The 20,099-nt window shown below is 72.6% G+C and carries 14 protein-coding genes; 10 read left to right on the forward strand and 4 right to left on the reverse strand.

All coding sequences use genetic code 11. The features are described 5' to 3' along the window. The first annotated feature begins 127 nt into the window (after positions 1–127). The gene (locus tag EHO50_RS17585; RefSeq protein WP_128431085.1) at positions 128–892 is read left to right on the forward strand and encodes a sugar isomerase domain-containing protein; all 765 of its coding nucleotides are present in this window, start codon (positions 128–130) and stop codon (positions 890–892) included. Here the strand turns inward: EHO50_RS17585 and EHO50_RS17590 are convergent, their stop codons facing one another. After that, positions 893–4,000 (reverse strand): beta-N-acetylglucosaminidase domain-containing protein, encoded by a 3,108-nt coding sequence (locus EHO50_RS17590; RefSeq protein WP_484422065.1) that lies wholly within the window; start codon positions 3,998–4,000, stop codon positions 893–895. It abuts the gene before it with no gap. A gap of 138 nt (positions 4,001–4,138) precedes the next feature. Between EHO50_RS17590 and EHO50_RS17595 the strand changes: the two genes are divergently transcribed. Then, positions 4,139–4,720, forward strand: a complete 582-nt coding sequence (locus EHO50_RS17595; RefSeq protein WP_128431086.1) for an Rv1733c family protein — start codon at positions 4,139–4,141, stop codon at positions 4,718–4,720. 86 nt (positions 4,721–4,806) lie between these two features. On the opposite strand, the gene EHO50_RS17600 is transcribed toward EHO50_RS17595, so the two are convergent. Both EHO50_RS17600 and EHO50_RS17605 read right to left on the reverse strand, forming a co-directional pair. Further along, a complete protein-coding gene (locus EHO50_RS17600; protein ID WP_128431087.1) occupies positions 4,807–5,550 on the reverse strand; it encodes a DUF4142 domain-containing protein in 744 nt (247 codons plus the stop codon). A 124-nt stretch (positions 5,551–5,674) separates the two neighbouring features. Then, positions 5,675–6,730, reverse strand: coding sequence for an alpha/beta hydrolase family protein (locus tag EHO50_RS17605; RefSeq protein ID WP_246101208.1), 1,056 nt, complete (start codon positions 6,728–6,730; stop codon positions 5,675–5,677). 743 nt (positions 6,731–7,473) lie between these two features. Here EHO50_RS17605 and EHO50_RS17610 point away from each other — a divergent pair. Continuing rightward, positions 7,474–10,404, forward strand: a complete 2,931-nt coding sequence (locus EHO50_RS17610; RefSeq protein WP_128431088.1) for a SpoIIE family protein phosphatase — start codon at positions 7,474–7,476, stop codon at positions 10,402–10,404. On the opposite strand, the gene EHO50_RS17615 is transcribed toward EHO50_RS17610, so the two are convergent. Further along, positions 10,376–11,887 (reverse strand): alpha/beta hydrolase, encoded by a 1,512-nt coding sequence (locus tag EHO50_RS17615; protein WP_128431089.1) that lies wholly within the window; start codon positions 11,885–11,887, stop codon positions 10,376–10,378. The two genes, EHO50_RS17610 and EHO50_RS17615, sit on opposite strands and share 29 nt — an antisense overlap. Before the next feature lie 152 nt (positions 11,888–12,039). On the opposite strand from EHO50_RS17615, the gene EHO50_RS17620 reads away from it, so the two are divergent. From EHO50_RS17620 to EHO50_RS17650, 7 genes are read left to right on the forward strand one after another with little or no spacing between them, the layout of a single operon-like run. After that, positions 12,040–13,296, forward strand: a complete 1,257-nt coding sequence (locus EHO50_RS17620) for an ATP-grasp domain-containing protein (protein ID WP_181449643.1) — start codon at positions 12,040–12,042, stop codon at positions 13,294–13,296. After that, positions 13,293–14,192, forward strand: a complete 900-nt coding sequence (locus tag EHO50_RS17625; protein WP_246101209.1) for a Rossmann-like domain-containing protein — start codon at positions 13,293–13,295, stop codon at positions 14,190–14,192. Before EHO50_RS17620 ends, EHO50_RS17625 begins: the two co-directional genes overlap by 4 nt. Continuing rightward, entirely contained in the window at positions 14,189–15,265 is a 1,077-nt protein-coding gene (locus EHO50_RS17630) for a PLP-dependent cysteine synthase family protein (protein WP_128431090.1), read from the forward strand. Before EHO50_RS17625 ends, EHO50_RS17630 begins: the two co-directional genes overlap by 4 nt. Continuing rightward, positions 15,262–16,317, forward strand: a complete 1,056-nt coding sequence (locus EHO50_RS17635) for a dipeptide epimerase (protein ID WP_128431091.1) — start codon at positions 15,262–15,264, stop codon at positions 16,315–16,317. The genes EHO50_RS17630 and EHO50_RS17635 overlap by 4 nt, the downstream gene beginning before the upstream one ends. Continuing rightward, positions 16,301–17,563, forward strand: coding sequence for an MFS transporter (locus tag EHO50_RS17640; protein ID WP_128431092.1), 1,263 nt, complete (start codon positions 16,301–16,303; stop codon positions 17,561–17,563). Before EHO50_RS17635 ends, EHO50_RS17640 begins: the two co-directional genes overlap by 17 nt. 5 nt (positions 17,564–17,568) lie before the next feature. Then, positions 17,569–18,423 (forward strand): class I SAM-dependent DNA methyltransferase, encoded by an 855-nt coding sequence (locus EHO50_RS17645; RefSeq protein WP_128431282.1) that lies wholly within the window; start codon positions 17,569–17,571, stop codon positions 18,421–18,423. A 25-nt stretch (positions 18,424–18,448) separates the two neighbouring features. Then, the gene (locus tag EHO50_RS17650) at positions 18,449–20,014 is read left to right on the forward strand and encodes an ABC transporter substrate-binding protein (protein ID WP_128431093.1); all 1,566 of its coding nucleotides are present in this window, start codon (positions 18,449–18,451) and stop codon (positions 20,012–20,014) included. The last annotated feature ends 85 nt before the right edge of the window (positions 20,015–20,099 follow it).

The raw sequence follows: 20,099 nt of genomic DNA on the forward strand, positions 1-20,099 counted from the left end.
CCATGCGCTCATCGCTCCTCGACCGAGCTCCGACCGAACGCTCATTGCCCCTGCCATCCCCGTGTGATTTATTGATTCATCGATGCAGTCGTACGGGGTGGTTCAATCCACCAGTGGGGAGTGACGCGTGTCCGACGAGTCTGTGAGCGCCCAGCGCTTCGCGCACGAGAGCATGGCCGTCCTCGACCGCATTGCCGATTCCGCCCGCGACGACGTGGCGCGCGCCGCCGAGCTGATCGCCGACTGTGTGCGCGCGGACGGCGTGATCCAGGCCTTCGGCACCGGCCACTCCCAGGCCATCGTCCTCGAACTCGCCGGCCGGGCGGGCGGGTTGGTGCCGACGAACCGGTTGAGCATCGCCGACCTGGTCCTGTACGGCGGCGACCCGCCGAGCGTCCTCGACGACCCGCTCCTGGAGCGCCGGGCCGGGGTGGCGGCCCGGCTCTACGGTCTCGCCGCACCGCGCCCCCAGGACCTCTTCGTCGTGATCTCCAACTCCGGCGTCAACAACGTCATCGTGGAGATGGCCCTGGAGGCCAAGGAGCACGGCCACCGCGTCCTCGCCATCACCTCCCTCACCCACACCCGCGCCGTCCCCGCCGGCCACCCCAGCGGCAAGAAGCTCGCCGACCTCGCCGACGTCGTCCTCGACAACGCGGCCCCGCGCGGCGACGCGCTGCTGGAGCTTCCGGGCGGCGGCGCGGTGTGCGCGCTGTCCACGCTGACCGGCGTGCTGCTCGTCCAGATGGCCGTGGCCGAGGCCTCCGCGCAGCTCCTCGCCGCCGGGGAGCGACCGCCGGTGTACGTCTCGGCCAATGTCCCGGGCGGCTTCGAGGGCAACCTGGAGCTGGAGAAGCGGTACGCCGGACGGATCCGGCGCACCGCGAGCTGATCACTCCACGGGGACCGGCGTCAGCGCGACCGCCAGCGGATAGGCGCCCGTCTTCAGGGGCGCCCCGGTGGTGCCCGACGCGGTGTCGACCGGTACCAGGGCGTTGCCGTCCGCGGTGGTGACGTACGCCGTGCGGCCGTTCCAGTCCAGGCCGACGTCGAACGCGGACCTCCCGACCGTCACCTTGGTGCCGGGGGCGCCGGTCACCGTGTCGACCGGCGTGACGTAGTCCCCGGTGCTGGGGCTGACCCACAGCGTCCGCCCGTCCGGTGACAGGCCCAGCCCGTAGGCCTGGCCCGTGACGAGCAGCGTCGGCTCGGTGTCGTTCGACGCCGTGTCGATCGGAGTCACCGTAGAGCCGCCGGAGTTGGACACGTACACCGTCTTCCCGTCCGGCGCCGCGACGACGTTGAAGGGGCGGGGGCCGACCGGAATGGCCCGGCCCGCCCGGCCGGTGGTGAGGTCGACGGGGCTGACCGTGTTGTCGTGGATGTTGGCCACGTACAGGGTCTTGCCGTCGGGGGTGATCGCCATGTTCTCAGGTCCGTCGCCGACCGGGACGGGCGTGCCGGTTCTCAGCGTGTCGGTGTCGATGGACTGCACTGTGCCGTCCGTGTAGTTGGCGACCCAGAGCGTGTCGCCGTCCGGGGTGAGCGCGAGCCCGGCCGGGACCTTGCCGACGGCGACCGTGGCGGTGACCGCGCCGCCGGCCACGTCGATCACGCTGACCGTGTTCGAGCCCTGGTTGGCGGCGTACGCGGTGCGCCCGTCCGCGCTCACGACGACCTCGCCGGGGTTGTTGCCGACCCCGATGTTCTTGGTCGTGCCGGTGGCGAGGTCGATGGAACTCACCGACGCGCCGCTGAAGTCGGCGGTCAGGGCTCGGGGAGTGCCGGTGCCGTCGGTGACCTGCACGGGAAGTGCGCGATCGAGGAGGCCGGTGCCCGAGACGACGACGGAGTGGACGCCCTGCGTCTTCCCGGTGAGGGTGATGGTGACCGACGCAGGGGTGGTCGCCGTGCCCTCGGCGGGCGTGGCGGTGACGCCCTCGGGCACGTCGAGCTTCCAGGCGACGGACTTGGCCTGCGCGTCGGACAGATCGAGGGTGACCGTTGCGGAGGCGCCGGGCTTCAAGGACAGCGAGGGGGGAGAGAAGGAGGCATCGACACCTGGGTCGGGTGCGGCCCCCAGCATCGTCGTATAGAGGAACTGGTCCATGACGCCGGGGGAGACCTGCTGCGGGACGGCGTCCAACTCCTTGCGTTCCTTCTGGAGTTGCGTCCAGTACGTCGAGACCGCGTCCGCGTCACCGCGCTTGTCGGCCAGGAGCAGGTCCACGGCCGTCACGCCCGCGCTGCCGTAGCGGCCGAGCTTGTCCAGCCAGGCGGAGGTCTCGTCGAGGAACCCGGGGTTGTCGAGACGGGCGCGCAACTGTGCGGGGGTGGCGGCCATGTCGGCGAAGTACGACTTCAACTCGGCTGCCGCTCGGTCGAGTCCGCTGTCCTGCTCGTAGGCCTTGCGGAAGGCTGCGATCAGCTGGGTGAGGGTGGGGGACTCGGTCGGGTCCAGCTGGGAGGAGTAGCTGTTCTCGGCGAAGATCCGCAGCCACTTGGCCGCGTCGGCGCCGGTGCCGGATCCGGCGAGATCCCGTACGGACGCGAGGAACGCGGCCCGTGGATCGTAGGCGTCCGGGTTCCACAGATAGGCGGCGGAGGTGAACAGCGCGATCCGGCTGGCCTCGCCCTGGACCATCGGGTTGGCGGTCACACCGGTCGAGGCGCTTGCCACGCCAGGCTCGCGGCCGGTGTAGGGGCCGAGCAGGAGACGGCTGGTGACGTAGTCGTTGACCGGGTAGTTGTCCCAGATCAGGATCGGATGGCCGTACACCTCGCGCGCCTGTGCCACCTGCTCGGCGGTGATGGTCGGCGCGATCACACCGACACCGGTCCACTCGACGACCACGGACGGGTCGAGCTTCTCCCGCAGGGCCTTCTTGTAGGGGGAGTCGGCGAGGTCGGAGTACTCGGTGGGGACCATTTCCAGGGGCTGGAGGTCGGTGTGCGCGGCGGAGAACTCCCGCCACACGGTGTTGAGCAGGTGCGCCTGCGCCGCCCCCGCCGCGCCCCCGCCCGTCCCGAACTCCGCCTCGTCGGCGGCGCAGTTCCACTTGGTGTAGCTGATGTCGTCGAGCGGGATCGCGAAGGAGCGGACGCCGATGTCGTACAGCGAGTCGAACTTGGCGGTGAGCGCCTTGATGTCGGCGTCGGAGGAGTAGCAGACGGAGAGCCCGGGGGAGAGGGCGTAGGTGAAACGGACGTGGTTGGCGCGGGCCCGGTCGACCAGCTCCGTCAGCTTCGCCAACTCGGCGGGCGGGTACTCGTCGCGCCAGCGGGCGCGGAGGTAGTCGTCGTCCTTGGGCGAGTAGACGTAGACGTTCTGTTTCGTACGGCCGTAGAAGTCCAGTTGGGCGAGGCGTTCGGCGTGCGACCACGGGGTGCCGTAGAAACCCTCGATGACTCCGCGCAGGCCGGCCGTGGGCCAGTCCCGGACGGTCACCTCGGGCACGCGGTGCCTGGTGACGAGTTGGCGCAGGGTCTGAGCCGCGTAGAAGGTGCCCGTGGGGTCGACGCCGGAGAGGGCGACGAGGGCGTGGCCGTGGGAGCGTCCTGCGGCGAGGACATGACCACCGGAGGGCAGCCCGGCGGGCGACTTGGCGTGGAGCTTCCTCAACGCCGCCCCGGTGGCGGTGTTTTCGCCGGGGCCGCCGACATAGACGGTGAGGCCGGAGGCGGGCGGCTTCTCGCCCGCGTTCACGGTGACGATGCGCTCGGCGCCGGCATCGCGCAGCACGGATTCGACGAGGCGCCGGGCAGCGGGGTCGGTGCCCGGACCGACGACTTCAACGACCCTGTCCGGAACGGTGAGTCGGGCCGAGCCCGTCTGCATGCTCTTGGGGGTCGGCCATACCTGCGGGGTTCGGGTGGGGGGCTCGGGGGCGGCGGCTGCGGTCGGTACGGCCGGGGCGCAGAGGCCGATGGTCAGCAGCAGGGCTGCGGTGGCCGATATGACCGGGCGCCGTGGACGTCTGACACGAGGGGGTGGAAGCACAGGTCCTCCCGGGGTGAATGTATCCACCGGGAGATGCTAGGGATGCTGAATGATTCATTCAATGGTGCCGGAACATACGCCGCGGCTCGGATGGGCGCACACTGGAAGGGTGCTGTCGGTGCTCAAGGGGGTGTCGGCATGGCTGCGTCGGAGTGCAAGAGGGTACGGCTGTGGCGGTGGCGGCGCAGTCCGCTGCGGCGGCGCAGTGACGTCATCGAGGCCTGGGTCGTGCTGTGCGGCTGGGTGTTCGCGCTGGTCGGCGCCCTGTTCGCGGGCTTGGCGGCGGCGGACGCCGTGGTGCACTCGGCGCAGCAGCAGCGGGCCGAGAGCCGCAAGGTCACGGCGGTACTCGTGAAGGACGCCGAGGATCCGGGGCCCTCGCGGGTCACCACCGACCATCTGGTGTGGGCCACCGTCCGCTGGACCGAACCGGACGGCTCGACCCGCACGGACGAGGCGCGGGTGCCGCCGAAGGCGCAGGCGGGCAGCAAGGTCGAGGTGTGGACCGACCGCAACGGCACCGTCGCCAACGAGCCGCTGTCCGAGGGCGAGCTGGTGCTGCACTCGATCGCCGGAGGCGTCCTGGCCGGTGCGGCCGGCGCAGGCCTCGTGCTGGGCTCCACCTGGGTGGTACGGCTGGGGCTGGAGCGGCGGCGGCTGGAGGAGTGGGCCGCGGAGTGGGAGCGGATGGACACGCCGTGGGGGTGGAAGACGGGCTGATACGGCGGCCCACTGTCTGCCGGGTCAACCCGTCCTCCGTCTGCCGGGCCCACCGCCCGTTGCGGTCAGCTACCTGCTGCGTTCCGTCAGCCCGCTGCCGGGCTCGGGGCCGGGGACGCGGTGTTGAGGTCCTCCAGGCCCTTGGGGATCGGGAGGGTGAGGACCGGGGTGCCCGGCTGCGGCGGGGGCGGGGTGGTCTGGTCCTTGGGGAGCTTCGGCGGGGTGGTCTGCTGGAAGTTGTTCGCGTCGAAGTTCACCAGGCCGGTCTTCTCCAGGACCGTCATGTGGTCGAGCACGGTGTCGTTCGCCTGGTCGGCCAGCTGACGGACCAGCGTGTTCTGGGTGTTGGCCCGGATCTTGGCGACCACCGGGAAGATCTGCCCGTGGGTCACGCGCATGATGGCGGTGGCCGTGGCGTCGAACTCCTTGCCGGTCTTGGAGTCCGCGGTCGCCACGAACTGCTGCTGCTGCGGGCTCGCCTGGTTGGGCAGGGTGATGCCCAGTTCGGGCGCGATCTTGCGGCAGGTCTCGTCGAGTCGGCCATGTCCGACGACCAGGTGCTCGCCGGCCTCCTTCATGGCCGCCGTCGTGCCCTTCTGCATCGAGATCAACCCGAGCGGGTGCTCCCACAGCCCCGCGGCGCGGACCTTGACGACGAAGTCCCGGTCGGCTTCGGTCAGCGGCCCGTAGCGGGTGTTGGCGATGATGCGGTCCTGCGAGGCGGACGTGGTCTCCACGCCGAGCATGGCGGGGTAGGCGAGGGCGGAGAGGGTGAGGACGAGGGCGCCTCCCACGAAGACGGTTCCTACCATGCGGCGCGAGATGGGCATCGTGCCTTGCCTCCTGACGTGAGCTGCTCGGTCCCCAGGAGGTACGTAGGGGAAGCGCGAAACAATCACCGCTGCAGGCAAAAAGATTGGGGCCCGCTGTGCGTTGTGCGTCACATTCGGGGTCTCAGCGCAGGTGGCGCTCGAAGAAATCCATCGTGGCGTCCATGGAATCCGGCCAACGCGGCCCGAAGGTGTGCCCCTCGCCCGCGTACGTCCGCAGTTCCACGTCCTTGCCGGCGGCCTCGAACGCGGCGGCCGTCCGCCTCGACCAGGCCAGGGGGCAGGTGTCGTCGGCGGTGCCGTGGTGGATCAGCAGCGGCTCGGTGACCCGGTCGACGTAGGTGACCGGCGACACCTGCCGCCAGAACTCGGGGTTGTCCTCGGGCGTGCCGTGCGCGGCCTCGATCTCGGCGACGACCGGATCGCCCTCGGGCCGCTGGAAGCGGTCGATGTTCTCCTCCGGGCGCGAGCTGACCGGCGCGAAGACGACGGCGGCGTCGACCAGGCCGGGCGCCACGACCAGCGTGTTGTACACGACGCCGCCGCCCATCGACCGCCCCAGCAGGCCGATCCGGTCGTCGTCGACGTTCGGCCGGGCGGCGGAGCGCAGGGCGAGGACGGCGGCGATGACGTCCTCGGTGTAGCCGAGGCGCAGGTTGACGTCGCTGTCGGGGTCGTCGTCGGAGCCCGCGTGATTGCGGTAGTCGGTGTGCAGGACGACATAGCCGTTCCGGGCGAGGAGGTCCTGCTCGCGGGGCATGCCGCGGCCGGTGGTGTAGACGGCCGGGTCGATATAGCCGTGCGCCAGGACCAGCGCCGGGAACGGGCCCTCGCCCCGGGGGACGTTCATGATCCCGGAGATGGTCAGCCCGTTGGACCGGTACGTGACGGCGTACTGCGTGTACGCGCTGGTGCGGACCCGTACGGCGCCGAGGCGCAGGTCGGAGCCCTGGTGCTCGCGCTGGATCAGGGCGGGCAGGGAGACCGGATCGGCGGGTGTGGGGGGAGGCGGGGGCGTCGAGCCGGGGGTCTCGCCCCGCGCGCTCTCGGTCCGGTTCGACGTCGGTGGGGTGCCGGTACGGGACGAGCCCTCCACGTCACTCCCGGTGCAGCCGACGGCGGCCACCAGCACCAGCGCCAGCCCGGCGGCGAGACGGGACGTGCCCCGCAGGAGCGGCATGCGGTCAAGTATCCCGCCGTCCGAGGTGCTTGGCCCCGCGCCCCGATGCCGCCGCGCACGGCCACGGTGGGTGCCTGTGCTTGCGGGTACGGTGCCTGTGCCTGTGCCTGTGGGCGCGGTTTCTGTGCTGCGCCGTGGACCTTGTGCCTGCGGTGCGGTCCCCGCTGCGTTGGTCTGCCGTCGCGCCGGTGTCCCGGCTCCGGCCCTGGCGGGGCTTGGTCTGTCCGCGCGTCCTGCGTCGGGCCGCTGGGCTGTGGTGTGGTGCCCGCTGCCCTGGTCGGCTCCCACCCCGCCGGGGCTTGGCCTGCCCGTACCGCCGTCGTCGGCCCCGGAGCTGCGGTGCGGTCCCCGCCGCGCTCGCCGGCATCGGGCGCCCCGCGTCCTCGTCCCGGTCCTGGCGGGCGGTCCCTCCGGTCTGCTCGCCCATCGCCGATGGTGCCCGCTGCCCTGGGTCGGCTGGTTGCGCTGGTGTCCCCGACTCCGACCCCGCCGGGGCTTGGCCTGCCCGTACCGCCGTCGGCGGCCCCGGAGCTGCGGTGCGGTCCCCGCCGCGCTCGTCGGCCATCGGGCGCCCCGCGTCCTCGTCCCGGCCCTGGCGGGCGGTCCGGCCTGCTCGCCCATCGCCTGAGGGATCCGTTGTGATGCGCGTCACAGAAGGGCTAGGGTGATAGCGCCTGGAGAATCCCATCGGTCCGCGGGTCGAGTGGCGGCGCGCGTGATCGGTCCGGCTTCAGGTGAGGGAAGTGATCCCGTTGTCCGTCGCCTGGGACGACATCGGCGGGCTCGTCGATGCTCACGAACGTTTCCTCGCCGGCTCACTGGTCGAGTCGGACGTCCGGGACTCGGTGCTCGATTCGTGGAAGCGATGCCGCTCCGTCGGGCTCGAGCCACATCGGCTGCTGGTCCGCTACACCGCGGACGTGGCCCTGGACGACCGGTTGCTGCGCGCTGTCGACCCGGTTCTGAAGGACCTGGCCGCCTCGCTCGCCGACGTGGGGATGACCATCGCCCTGTGCGACGGACAGGGCCGCATGGTCCAGCGGCTCGGCGGTGGCCGGCAGCTGTGCGAGCGCCTCGACGAGGTGCAGTTCGCGCCCGGCTTCGACGCCTCGGAGGCGGCCGTGGGCACCAACGGCGTCGGCACCGCTCTCGCCGAGCGCGGCCCGGTCTACGTCGCCGGCCGGGAGCACTTCGCCGACTGCCTGCAGCCCTTCGCCTGTGCGGGCGCGCCCGTCCGGGACCCGCTCAGCGGGCGCATCGAGGCCGTCCTCGACCTCACCTGCCTGCGCGATCAGGGCGACCCGGTCATGGTGCGGATGGTCCGCGACGCCGCCCGGGACATCGAGGGCCGGCTGCTGGAGCAGGCCACCCAGCGGGAACGTGCCCTTCTCGCCGCGTACCGGCGGGCCGACGGCCACGCGCGGGGGTGGCCCAAGCAGCCCGCGGCGCTGCCGTTCGGCCACGACGTCGATTCTCTCGGCTCTCTCGGCCGGATCGATCTGGCGGTGCTGCGCGAGCGGGCCGAGGAACTCATCGCCTCACCGCAGCGCACCGTCGCCGAGGTCACCCTGCCCAGCGGCCGGACCGCCACCCTGCTGCGCCGGCAGGTCAGGGGAGCGGCGGGGGAGATCGGCGTCGCCGTCGAGGCCCGTGTCCTCGGGGGCCCACGGCTGCGTCACGTCCGCTCGGCACCGACGGTTGCGCAGGCTCTGGCCGCATCATCGGCCGTGCCGAGCACGCTCGGGTCCGCCGCGCAGGCCGTCCGGCCCGTCCAGGCCGTGCCGCCCACGTCCGACGAGCTCGCACCGCCCGTACCGGAATCAGCCACGGCACCGCCCGTCACGACGCGCACCGTCGTCCCCACCCCATCCACCCTCGAACCCGCACCCGCACCCCAGCCCTCCACCACCCGCCCCGAACCCGACGGCGACGGCGACGGCGGCGGTGCCGAAGGGTGGCTGCTTCTCGTCGGTGAGCCCGGCGTCGGTCGGCTGGCCGTACTGGCGCGGCGGCGGCTGGAGCTGCTGCACGACGCGAGCGTGCGGATCGGCACCACCCTGGACGTCACCCGCACCGCGGAGGAACTCGCCGAGGTGACCGTCCCCCGGTTCGCCGACTTCGTAGCCGTCGACCTGCCCGACTCCGTGCTGCGCGGCGAGGAACCAGAAGCGCTGGGCGGGCGGACCGCGCTGCGCCGCGTGGCCATCCGCGCCGTACGCAAGGAGCCGCACAATCTGTACGACGTCGGCGACCTGGTCGAGTACGTCCCGTCGACGCCGCAGGCCCGCTGTCTGGAGACCCGGCGGTCCGTGCTCGAACCCGTCCTGGCCGACGCGGGCGGCTGGATCGCGCAGGACCCGGCACGGCTGGAACGGGTGCTGGCGGCGGGCATCCACTCCCTGATCACCGTGCCGTTGCGGGCGCGCGGCACGACCCTCGGCGTGGTCAGCTTCTACCGATCCCTGCAGCCCGCCGCCTTCGAGGACGACGACCTGTCCCTGGCCCAGGAGCTCTCCGGCCGCGCGGCGATCTGCATCGACAACGCCCGCCGCTACACCCGCGAGCACAACACCGCCCTCACCCTGCAGCGCAGCCTGCTGCCGCGGGGCCGTTCCGAGCAGAGCGCCGTCGAGGTCGCCTACCGCTACCTGCCCGCGCAGGCCGGCGTCGGCGGCGACTGGTTCGACGTCATCCCGCTGTCCGGCGCCCGCGTCGCCCTGGTCGTCGGCGATGTCGTCGGACACGGTCTGCACGCCGCCGCCACGATGGGCCGCCTGCGCACGGCGGTCCACAACTTCTGCGCGCTCGACATGCCGCCCGACGACCTCCTCACCCACCTCGACGACCTGGTCGGCCGGCTCGACCGGGGCGAGGGCTGGGCGGCGGAGAACACGCCCGACTCCGGCATCGTCGGCGCCACCTGCCTGTACGCCGTCTACGACCCGGTGTCCCGGCGCTGCACCCTCACCCGCGCCGGGCACCCCCTGCCCGCGGTCGTCGCGCCCGACGGCACGGTCGAGTTCGTCGACCTGCCCTCCTGCCCGCCCCTGGGTCTCGGCGGCCTGCCCTTCGAGACGATCGAGCTGGAGCTGGCCGAGGGCAGCCAACTCGTGCTCTACACCGACGGCCTGGTCGAGGACCGGCATCGCGACATCGACACCGGCCTGGACCAGCTGCGCACCGTCCTGGCCGGCGTCGGCCGTCCGCCGGAGGAGACCTGCGAGGCCGTTCTCGACGCCCTGCTCCCGACCCGGCCCGGCGACGACGTCGCCCTGCTGGTTGCCCGCACCCACACGCTGGGCGCCGACCGCGTGGCCCAGTGGGACCTGCCCATCGACCCGGCGGTCGTCTCCCGCGCGCGTGAGGCGGTCACCGGCCGGCTCGCCGCCTGGGGCCTGGACGACCTGGCCTTCACCACCGAACTGATCGCCAGCGAACTGGTCACCAACGCCATCCGCCACGCCATCGGCCCCGTCCAGCTCCGCCTGCTCCGCGACCGCGCCCTGATCTGCGAGGTCTCCGACGGCAGCAGCACCTCGCCGCGCCTGCGCCGGGCCCAGAGCACGGACGAGGGCGGCCGCGGTCTGTTCCTCGTCGCCCAGCTCACCGAGCGCTGGGGAACGCGGTACACGCCCAACGGGAAGATCATTTGGACGGAGCAGCCGTTGCCGTGACCGGCAGCCCCGGACCGGAGCAGCGCACGTCGGCCGTGGGCACCGTTCCGTCGACGAGGTAGGCGGCCACCGTCCCGTCCACGCAGGCGTTGCCGCGGCTGGCGAACACGCCGTGCGAGTAGTCGTCGTCGAGGGTGACCAGGCGGGAGCCGGGCAGTACCTCCCGCAGCCGCCGGGCGCCCTCGATCGGGGTCACCGGGTCGTGCGCGGAGGCGACCAGCAGGACGGGCGGAGCGGCCGGGCTGCCCAGGGGAGTGCGGTGGTTCGGGCGGTGGTGCCAGTACGCGCAGGTCGACGCCTCCAGGCCGGTCAGGATCGGCTGCGGGTCGACCCGGCGGATGCGCCGTATGTCCGCCACCACCTCCCGGGGCGTCGGCCCCGGACCGTCCGCGCACTTCACGATCCGGTTGGCCGCCTCGTAGTTGCGGGATTCCGGGCCGTCGAAGTCGGACGCGGGGCGCAGGCCGTCCGGACTGCCGTCGGTCAGATACGTGCGCAGCCCGTCGGCCAGGCCCGCCCAGCGCTCGGTGCGGCCGAGGGCCCGGTACACGGCCCGGTCGAACTCCGCCGGGCCGAAGCCGCTCACCGGCCGGTCGGCGAGTCCTCGGCGGACCCGCAGATACGACCGCCGTACGGCATCCGCGTCGGCGCCCAGCCCGAAGCGCTCCGGGTGAGCGGCGGTCCAGGCGAAGAAGGTGTCGCGGGCGCGCAGCATCGCCCGGCTCTGGATGACGTCGAAGTCGTGCCAGTCCCACGGGCCGACCACGCTGTCCAGCACCATGCGGCCGACCCGGTGCGGAAAGCGCGCCGCGTAGGCCGCGCCCAGGTAACTGCCGTACGAGATGCCGAGGAAGCCCGTCCGGGGCTCGCCCAGCGCGGCGCGGATCGCGTCCATGTCGTACGCCGTCTGCTCGGTGGACAGGTACGGCAGCACTTGCGTGCCCGCGCCCGCCGCGCAGTCGTCGGCCAGGTGACGCAGTGAGGTGAGGTACGAGCGCTCGGCCTTCCGGGTCGTCGGTACCGGGTCCGGTCCCGGAGCGGCGTACAGGCCGCCCATCCCACCGCAGCCCACCGGCGCGCTGTGGCCGACACCGCGCGGGTCGAAGCCGATGACGTCGTACGAACGCCGCACGCTCTCCGGGAGCTTGGCCCGTTTGGTCACCGCGTAGGGGAGCCCGGAGCCGCCCGGCCCGCCGGGGTTCACCAGCAGGATGCCGCGCCGCTCGGCCGGGGTGCCGGAGGCGGGGACGCGGGAGACGGCGATCTCGATGCGCGGCCCGGAGGACGGGTGCCGCCAGTCGAGCGGGACGGTGAGGCGCCCGCACTCCACGCGGTCCGGGGCCGGCGGCCTCGGTACGGAGTCGGGGCAGGCGCCGAAGGCCAGGGAGGCCGACGCCCGGGCGGGGGTGGTGGCCGTGGGGAGCAGGGCGGCCGCGGCCACGAGGGCGCACAGCAGGGCAGTGGGGCGGGGCAGGACGGACAAGGTCTCTCCGACTCTCCGAAGGCTGGGTAAGAACGGGGTGGTAAATGAAAATGATTATCGCTAACGTGTGCGCGTCAAGTCCGGCACCCCTCCGGCCGAGGGGCGCCCCGGGCTGCCTTGACGTCTGAACTCACGGCACGAAAAGGGGAGTTGTGGCTCATCTGCTGGTGGTAGAGAGCTGGGTCGGGTCGATGAGCAGGCTGCTGCCACGGGCGATCCGGGAGGGCGGACACGAGTTCACCTTCCTCACCCGGGACCTGCATCACTACCTGCGCTCGGCGCCCGAGGGGACGGCACACCCGCTGCTCGGCTTCCGCAACGCGATCACCGCCGAGACCAACGACATCGACGCCCTGCTGCCCGAGGTGGAGCGGCTGCACTCGGTGCTCGGCTTCGACGGGGTGGTCACCTCCTGCGACTACTACCTGCCGACGGTCGCCCGGATCGCCGGGCACCTCGGTCTGCCCGGCCCCGGCCCCGAGGCGGTGGAGAACGCCTGCCGCAAGGACGCCACCCGCCGCGTCCTCGCCGACGCGGGCCTGCCCGGACCGCGTTTCGCCGTCCACGAGGAGTGGGCCGACCTCGCGCGGGCCGCCAAGGAGATCGGCTACCCGCTGGTCGTCAAGCCGGTCGACCTGTGCGCGGGCATGTATGTGCGGCGCGTCGACGACGAGGCCCAACTCGCCGAGGCGGTCCGGGCGTTGGCCGCCTTCCCGGTCAACGCCCGTGGGCAGCGGCGTACCTCCGCCGTGCTCCTGGAGGAGCTTCTCGACGGCCCCGAAGTGAGCGTCGAGACCGTGTCGCACGGGGGTGCCGTGCACCTGATCGGCGTCACCGACAAGAGCATCGGCGGAGCGCCCGCCTTCATCGAGACCGGGCACATGTTCCCGGCCGCCCTGCCGCTCGCCGACATCGACGCCGCCGAACAGACCACGCTCGGCGCGCTCAAGGCGCTCGGGCTGACGGACGGGGTCGTGGCACACACCGAGATCAAGCTGACCTCCGCGGGGCCGCGCGTGGTCGAGGTCAACCCCCGGCCCGCCGGCAACCGCATCACCGAGCTCGTCCGCCATGTCACCGGCATAGACCTCGCCGCCGCCTTCGTGGACGTCGCCCTCGGCCGCCAACCCGACCTCAGGCGCACGGACACCGGGCTGCGCAGCGCCGCCATCGGCTTCCTCGTCCCGGACCGCGCGGGCACGCTGGAAGCGCTCGACGGCAACCAACTGGCGGACGACCCCTCCGTGTTGGAGGTGCAGCTCGCCGAGCCGGGCAAGGCCGTGAAGGCGGCGGGCAGCAACAACGAGTACCTGGGCCACGTCATGGCCGGCGACCCCGACGGGCCCGGCGCCCGCGACCGCGTCGAAGACCTGCTGGCCGGACTGCGCGCGGGGCTGGTGATCCGATGACCGCCGTCAGCGCGACGCCGACGGCGCCCTGTCGGACGTACGACGATCTGGTCGCCCGCGTCCGCGCCGGCGCCCTCGGCCCCGACCCCCGCACCCAGCGAATCGCCGTCGCCTTCACCACCCGGCAGGCCGTACGGCACGACGGGCGTGGCACCGGCTACCGCAACGAGGTCCTCAGCCTGCGCCTCGCCGAGGCCGTCGGCTCGTGTGCCGTCGAACCCGGGGAACTGCCCGACAGCGCGCTCGACGACTGCGTCGGCGCCGACGTGGCAGGGCTGCTGGAGCATCCGCTGGCGGCGGTGCGGGTGGCCGCTCTGGACGCCTATCTGATGCACGTCACCCCGCACACGCCGGACCACGGGGCGCACCCCGTCGCCCTGCCCGCCGGGTCGTCGCTGGAGAAATCCACGGCCAGGGCGAGGGCCGTGGTCGAGCTGCTGGACCTGTCGGCCGGGGGTACGGTGCTGGTGGTCGGCGTCGTCAACTCCCTGCTGGAGGCGCTGCGTTCGCGGGGGATCGGATACGTCCCGTGCGACCTCAAGGGCGGGGTGACGGAGTGGGGCGAGCCGGTCGTCGCCGACGCGCTCGCCGCGGCCGGTGACTGTGACGCGCTGCTGGTCTCCGGGATGACCCTGGGCAACGGCACCTTCGAGGCGCTGCGCGAGCACGCGCTGCGGCACGACAAGCAGCTGGTGATGTTCGCGCAGACCGGCAGCGCGATCCTGCCCCGCTTCCTGGGGCACGGCGTGAGCGCGGTGTGCGCGGAGCCGTACCCCTTCTTCTGGTTGGACGGCGGACCCGGGGTCGTCCACCGGTACCGGTCGTCCGGGGCCGTGGATCGGCACGGTTCTTCCGGGGTCGTTCGTCAGTACGGATCCTCCGGGGGTGTGCGATGACCGCCACCGTCCTACGCCCCACCGCACGCCCGGAGTTGCTCGCCCTGCTCGGCCGTACCCCGGTCGTCCGGGTCACCACCGACCTGCCGCACGCCCATCCCGGTTTCTGGGCCAAGCTCGAAGGGCTCGCGGCGGGCGGTATGAAGGCGCGGGCCGCCGTGTCGATGCTGCTCGGTGCGCGCGAGCGAGGTGAGCTGCGGCCCGGCGCCCCGGTGGTGGAGTCCACCTCCGGCACGCTCGGCATCGGGCTCGCCTTCGCCGGGCAGGCGCTCGGCCACCCCGTCGTGCTCGTCGGCGACAGCGAACTGGAGCCGTCCATGCGGCAGTTGCTGCGCGCACACGGCGTACGGCTGGAGCTCGTCGACCGTCCGGCACCCCAGGGCGGCTGGCAGGCGGCCCGCCTCGGCCGGCTGCGCGAACTGCTCGCCGAACTGCCTGGCGCCTACTGGCCCGACCAGTACAACAACCCCGACAACACGGCCGGTTACGCCTCCCTCGCTGCCGAACTCGGCGCCCAGCTGGACCACTTGGACATTCTGGTGTGCAGCGTCGGCACCGGCGGCCACAGCGCCGGCATCATCGGCCCACTGCGTCGACACTGGCCCGCGCTCCGGCTCATCGGCGTCGACGCCACCGGCTCCACGATCTTCGGTCAGCCCGCCCGCCCCCGCCTGATGCGCGGCCTCGGCAGCAGCATCCACCCGCGCAACGTCGCCTACGACGCCTTCGACGAGGTCCACTGGATCGGCCCCGCCGAGGCCATGGACAGCTGCCGACGGCTCGCCCGGGGCAGCTTCGTCAGCGGCGGCTGGAGCACGGGCGCCGTCGCGCGGGTCGCCGCCTGGGCGGCCTGTGTGCACCCGGGGGCGGTCGTGGCCACCGTGTTCCCCGACGGGCCGCACCGCTACCTCGGCACCGTCTACGACGACGACTTCCTCACCGCCCACGGCCTCGACCTCGCCGGCGCCGCCACCCGGCCCGTGGAGATACCGCATCCGTATGCCGCCGAGGCGAGCGGGTGGGTGCGGTGCGCACGGGTCGCCGATCCGCTCTCTCCCGGAAGGACACAGTGAAGGCCTACCTGCGCACCGTACGCCTCGAACTCGCCGAGCCGCTGCGCATCTCCCGCTCCACCATGGCCGCCCGCGACGCCGTGTGGCTGGGCGTCGAGCACGACGGGGTGACCGGATACGGCGAGGCCGTCAGCAGCGTGTACTACGGGCTGGACGCCGACACGCTCGTACGGCTGATCTCGGCGGTCGGTCTGGAACGGTTCGCCGATCCCGAGAGCGCCCTTCGGGCTCTGCAGGACGGGGAGTTGGCGTCGGCCGCCACCGTGCCCCCCGCCGTCACCGCCGCCGTCGAGTCCGCGCTCCTCGACCTCGTCGGCAAGCGTGCGGGCGCCCCCGTGCACCGCCTCCTCGGCGCCTCGGTCCCTCCGGTGGCGGCCACCGCGCGCACCATCGGCATCACCTCGCTCGCCCACGCGGCCGCCGAGGCCCGCCGCCTGGCCGCGAGCGGCTTCGAGGTCGTCAAGGTCAAGGTGGGTGCCCCCGACTCCGAGGAGGACATCGAACGCGTACGGGTCATCCGTGACGCGGCTCCCCAGGCCCGGTTGCTCCTCGACCCCAACGGCGCCTGGAGCGTGGCACAGGCCACCGCCCTGCTGCCCCGTTTCGCCGACCTCGGCGTCGAGGCCGTCGAGCAGCCCCTCGCGCCCGGCGACCCGGACGCGCTGGGAGCCCTCGCCGAGAAGTCGCCGCTGCCCGTCATCGCCGACGAGGACGCCGTGTCACCGGCCGACGCGCGGCGCCTGGCGGGTCGGGTCCACGGCGTCAACGTCAAGCTCGCCAAGTGCGGCGGCGTCCACGCGGCCCTGCGTATCGCCGAGTCGATCGAGGGCAGCGGGACCGAGCTGATGCTCGGCTGCCTCACCGCCAGCACCCTCGGACTCGCGCCCGCCGTCCACCTGGCCGACCGCGCCCGCTGGACCGACCTCGACGGACATCTGCTGCTCGCCCACGACCCGTGGGGCGGCATCGGCGGCACCGACGGCTTCGTACGGGCAAGTTCACGCCCCGGACTGGGAGTCGAGGAGGTGGCGGCATATGAAGACGTGGCGTGAGATGCGCGGCTTCCCGGTCGCCGTCCAGCTCCTGCTGGTCAACCAGCTCGGCGTCAACACCGGCTTCTACCTCCTCATCCCGTATCTCGCCACCCACCTCGGCGAGAACCTGGGTATGTCGGCGGCGGTCGTCGGGATCGTCCTCGGTGTGCGCAACCTCAGCCAGCAGGGCCTGTTCATCATCGGCGGCTCGGCATCGGACCGGCTGGGGGCGCGGGGCGTCATCATCGCCGGGTGCGCCCTGCGGACCGTCGGGTTCGCGCTGTTCGCGCTCGGCGACGGGCTGGCGGTGCTGCTCGCCGCGTCCGTGCTCAGCGGGCTCGCGGGGGCGTTGTTCAACCCGGCCGTGCGGGCGTATCTCGCGCAGGAGGCGGGGGAGCGGAAGGCGGAGGCGTTCGCGCTGTTCAACGTCTTCGCGACAACGGGCGCTCTGATCGGGCCGCTGCTGGGCAGCGCCCTGCTCCTCGTCGACTTCCGTACCTCCGCGCTGACGGCCGCCGGGATCTTCGCGGTGCTCACCGTGGCGCAGGCCCTCGTCCTGCCCGCGCGGAAGGTCGAGCCGAGCGGCACCGGTGTGCTCGGGGACTGGCGTGAGGTGCTCGGCAACCGGGCCTTCCTGGCGTTCGCGCTCGCCATGGTCGGCATGTTCACCCTGGAGAACCAGCTGTACCTGCTGCTGCCCGACGGGGCCCGCGCGGCCACCGGCTGGGACGGTGCGGCGGGCATCGTCTTCCTCGTCGGTACGGTGGCCAATCTGGCGCTTCAGCTGAGAATCACCAGGCGCCTGAAGTCCCGTGGCGACAGGGCGCGTTGGATCGCCCTCGGCCTCGCGGTGATGGGGCTGGCCTTCCTGCCGCCGGCCCTGGTGGCGGGCGCGCAGTCTCCCGGCTGGCTGGACGCCGGGCCCGTGCTGCTCGGCGCGCTGCTGCTCTACCTCGGCGTCATGGTCGCCTCGCCGTTCGTGATGGAGCTGATCCCGCGCTTCGGGCGACCCGAGCTGACCGGCACCTACTTCGGGATCTTCTACGTCGTCTCCGGAATCGCCGCGGCCGTGGGCAACACGGTCGTCGGGTGGGCCATGGACGCGGGGGAGAGCGGGGGCCATGCGTGGCTTCCGTGGGTGTGCTGTGCCGTGTTCGGGCTGGCGTCGGCGGGCGGTGTGGCCTTGCTGCACCGGCGCGGGGCGCTGCCCGCGGATCCGGCACCGGCCGCTCCCGCGAAGGCCGAACAGAGGAGCTCGGCGTGAGGGCGGTGCGCGCAGGAGACGAGGCGGAGCGGCGCACGGTCGGCGAGTGGCCGGGCGGCGGCCGCAACCTCCTCACCGACAACCCCGCCCTCTACGAGGCTCGCTTCCCCGACCCGGACCGGCTCGCCGGACGCTGGGCCGAGGACTGCCTGCGCCGCCACCACGCCGGGCCGCGCGTCCTCGACATGGGCTGCGGCACCGGTCGCGACGCCGCGCACCTGCACTCCGCCGGCCGTACGGTGACCGGCGCCGACCTCTCCGAGGAGATGCTGGCGCACGCCCGTGCCGAGCACCCGGGCCCGGCGTACGTCCGGGCCGACCTGCACGGCTTCGACCTGGGGCGGGCCGCCTTCGACGCGGTCGTCTGCCTGGACAGCTCCCTGCTGTACTGCCACACCAACGACCAGCTCGACGGCTTCCTCGCGTCCTGCCGCCGTGCCCTCGCACCCGGTGGGCTGCTGGTCGCGGAGATGCGCAACGGGGCGTACTTCCTGGGCCGTACGGACCTCCTCGACACCCCGTCCGTCAACCCCTTCACCTGGCAGGGCACCGCCTACCGGTCCACCACCACCCTGACCGTCGACCGCACCGCCCAACTCCTGCGCCGTACCCGCGTATGGACGGCCGCCGACGGCGTAGGCGGCATCGACGGTTCACCGCCCGTCGAACAGCGCTCCGCCTGGCGGCTGCTGTTCCCGCACGAGCTGCGGCACTTCCTCGCCGCGCACGGCTTCGAGGTGCTCGAACTGCACGACGGCCCCGGACCACGTACCGAACCTCCTTGGCGGCAGGGCGAGTTGCCCGGCGCCACCACCGACGCGGACCGACTGCACGTCGTCGCGCGCCGGCACACCATCTGACCCGAAGTACGAGTAAGGACCAGTCATGTACGACGTACGTTTCCCCGGCCTGCGCCGCCGCGGCTTCCTCGCCGCCACCACGGGCGCCGCCGCCCTCGCCCTCGTCGGCTGCGGAGGCGGCACCGACGACAAGACGGCCGGCGCCTCCGGCACCCCGAAGCGCGGCGGACGGCTGCGCGCGGCGTTCGCCGGCGGCGGTGCGAGCGAGACCCTCGATCCGCACCTGGCCAACCTCTTCGCCGACGTGGCCCGCGCCAAGGCTCTCTTCGACAAGCTCGCCGACTACGGCGCCGACCTCGGAGCCCAGCCCCGCCTCGCCGAGAAGTGGGAGTCCAACAAGGCCTTGGACCGCTGGCAGGTGACGCTGCGTCAGGCCACCTTCCATGACGGAAAGCCGGTCACCGCCAAGGACGTCCTCTACAGCTACCGCCGTATCGCCGACCCCAAGCAGGCGTTCCGCGCCAAGGCGTCCCTGGAGCCCATCGACCTCGACGCCAGCCGCGCCACCGGCGAGCGGAGCATCGAGTTCGTGCTGAAGCGGCCGACCGCCGAATTCCCCAACATTCTGGCCGCGTTCGGCGCGTACATCGTCCCGGAGAACGCCACCGAGTTCGACGCCGAGCCGATCGGCTCCGGCCCCTTCCGGTTCGTGTCCTTCGCGCCGGGCCGCTCCGCCGTCTTCCGCCGCTACGACGACCACTGGGACGGCGCCCCGCTCCTCGACGAGATCGAGTTCGTCGTCGCCAACGAGGAGTCCGCCCGCGTCAACGCCCTCCTCGGCGGCCAGGTCGAGTACGCGCACGAGCTCAACCCGACCACCGCCCGCGCGCACGAGGGCAAGGGCCAGATCGAGATCGTGCGGCTGCGCAACAGCGCCATGCAGGCGTTCTGCATGAAGACCGACCGGGCGCCCTTCGACGACAAGCGGGTCCGCGAGGCCTTCTTCCTCATCGCCGACCGCCAGGAACTCGTCGACGGCGCGCTGTCCGGCGCGGGCGAGGTCGGCAACGACCTGTTCGGCAAGGGCTACGAGTACTACGCCGCCGACCTGCCGCAGCGCGAGCAGGACCTCGACAAGGCCCGCGCCCTGCTCAAGCAGGCCGGCGCCGAGAAGCTCAAGGTCACCCTGGACACCTCGGCCGTCGCTGCCGGGTTCACCGAGGCCGCCGGCATCTTCCGCGACCAGGCCACCAAGGCCGGCGTCACGATCGACGTCAAGATGGGCAGCAAGGACTCCTACTGGAGCGACATCCTCGACAACGGCACCCTGTCCTGCTACCGCTCCGGCGCCATGCCCATCGAGGCCCACATCTCGCAGCGGCTGCTCACCGACTCCACCACCAACGCCACCAAGTGGCGGCACAAGGACTTCGACGCCCTGTACGAGCAGGCCCAGTCCACCCGCGACAAGACAGAACGGGCCGCCGTCTACGAGCGCATGCAGCGCCGCCTGTACACCGAGGGCGGCTTCCTCATCTGGGGCTTCGCGGACTGGATCATCGGTACCGCCCGCACGGTGAAGGGAGTGGAGACGAAGGCCCCCGCCAACACCCTGGACTGGGCCCGCTTCGACAAGGTGTGGCTGGCGTGAAGCGCGCCCCAACGGGGCGCGGGGCTGCATCGATATGCGGCTCCGCCGCGGGGCGCGACCAGCCACCATGGCGCCGCACTCGACA

It is taken from the genome of Streptomyces cyaneus, from assembly GCF_004028635.1.
Taxonomy (GTDB): Bacteria; Actinomycetota; Actinomycetes; order Streptomycetales; family Streptomycetaceae; genus Streptomyces; species Streptomyces cyaneus.